This is a genomic window from Vibrio sp. AIC-3, from assembly GCF_013114515.1.
In the GTDB taxonomy this organism is placed as follows: Bacteria; Pseudomonadota; Gammaproteobacteria; order Enterobacterales; family Vibrionaceae; genus Vibrio; species Vibrio crassostreae_C.
In genome coordinates this window covers 1-2278 of the sequence record NZ_VTXG01000065.1, presented here as the reverse complement: position 1 = coordinate 2278, position 2278 = coordinate 1, and the positions used below count along the sequence as shown (strand labels likewise).

Annotated in this window: 1 rRNA gene; it reads right to left on the bottom strand. The window is 52.0% G+C overall.

From position 1 onward, the window contains the following. A 23S ribosomal RNA gene (locus tag F0229_RS21585) occupies positions 1-2278 on the bottom strand; the annotation flags it as partial.

Sequence of the window (2278 nt, the reverse complement as noted above, 5' to 3'; positions counted from 1 at the left end):
CAGGGAAAACTCATCTCAAGGCTCGCTTCCCGCTTAGATGCTTTCAGCGGTTATCGATTCCGAACTTAGCTACCGGGCAATGCCATTGGCATGACAACCCGAACACCAGAGGTTCGTCCACTCCGGTCCTCTCGTACTAGGAGCAGCCCCTTTCAATTTTCCAACGCCCACGGCAGATAGGGACCGAACTGTCTCACGACGTTCTAAACCCAGCTCGCGTACCACTTTAAATGGCGAACAGCCATACCCTTGGGACCGACTTCAGCCCCAGGATGTGATGAGCCGACATCGAGGTGCCAAACACCGCCGTCGATATGAACTCTTGGGCGGTATCAGCCTGTTATCCCCGGAGTACCTTTTATCCGTTGAGCGATGGCCCTTCCATTCAGAACCACCGGATCACTATGACCTGCTTTCGCACCTGCTCGAATTGTCATTCTCGCAGTCAAGCGGGCTTATGCCATTGCACTAACCACACGATGTCCAACCGTGTTTAGCCCAGTCTCCCACCTATCCTACACATGTAGGTTCAATGTTCAGTGCCAAGCTGTAGTAAAGGTTCACGGGGTCTTTCCGTCTAGCCGCGGGTACACTGCATCTTCACAGCGATTTCAATTTCACTGAGTCTCGGGTGGAGACAGCGTGGCCATCATTACGCCATTCGTGCAGGTCGGAACTTACCCGACAAGGAATTTCGCTACCTTAGGACCGTTATAGTTACGGCCGCCGTTTACCGGGGCTTCGATCAAGAGCTTCGACCGAAGTCTAACCCCATCAATTAACCTTCCGGCACCGGGCAGGCGTCACACCGTATACGTCATCTTACGATTTTGCACAGTGCTGTGTTTTTAATAAACAGTTGCAGCCACCTGGTATCTGCGACTCTCGTCTGCTCCATCCGCAAGGGACTTCACTGATAAGAGCGTACCTTCTCCCGAAGTTACGGTACCATTTTGCCTAGTTCCTTCACCCGAGTTCTCTCAAGCGCCTTGGTATTCTCTACCCGACCACCTGTGTCGGTTTGGGGTACGATTCCTTACAATCTGAAGCTTAGAGGCTTTTCCTGGAAGCATGGCATCAATGACTTCACTACCGTAGTAGCTCGACATCGTATCTCAGCGTTAGTAGCGGTCCGGATTTACCTAAACCACCCGCCTACGTACTTGAACCTGGACAACCGTCGCCAGGCCCACCTAGCCTTCTCCGTCCCCCCATCGCAATTGTAAGAAGTACGGGAATATTAACCCGTTTCCCATCGACTACGCCTTTCGGCCTCGCCTTAGGAGTCGACTTACCCTGCCCCGATTAACGTTGGACAGGAACCCTTGGTCTTCCGGCGAGGGAGTTTTTCACTCCCTTTATCGTTACTCATGTCAGCATTCGCACTTCTGATACCTCCAGCAGCCCTTACAGACCACCTTCAACGGCTTACAGAACGCTCCCCTACCCCACATACCCTAAGGTACGTAGCCGCAGCTTCGGTGTATAGCTTAGCCCCGTTACATCTTCCGCGCAGGCCGACTCGACCAGTGAGCTATTACGCTTTCTTTAAATGATGGCTGCTTCTAAGCCAACATCCTGGCTGTCTGAGCCTTCCCACATCGTTTCCCACTTAGCTATACTTTGGGACCTTAGCTGGCGGTCTGGGTTGTTTCCCTCTCCACGACGGACGTTAGCACCCGCCGTGTGTCTCCCGGATAGTACTTACTGGTATTCGGAGTTTGCAAAGGGTTGGTAAGTCGGGATGACCCCCTAGCCTTAACAGTGCTCTACCCCCAGTAGTATTCGTCCGAGGCGCTACCTAAATAGCTTTCGGGGAGAACCAGCTATCTCCAGGTTTGATTGGCCTTTCACCCCTAGCCACAAGTCATCCGCTAATTTTTCAACATTAGTCGGTTCGGTCCTCCAGTTGATGTTACTCAACCTTCAACCTGCCCATGGCTAGATCACCTGGTTTCGGGTCTAATCCTAGCAACTGTACGCCCAGTTAAGACTCGGTTTCCCTACGGCTCCCCTAAACGGTTAACCTTGCTACTAAAATTAAGTCGCTGACCCATTATACAAAAGGTACGCAGTCACACCACGAAGGTGCTCCTACTGCTTGTACGTACACGGTTTCAGGTTCTATTTCACTCCCCTCACAGGGGTTCTTTTCGCCTTTCCCTCACGGTACTGGTTCACTATCGGTCAGTCAGTAGTATTTAGCCTTGGAGGATGGTCCCCCCATATTCAGACAGGATATCACGTGTCCCGCCCTACTCGTTTTCACTGATTATGA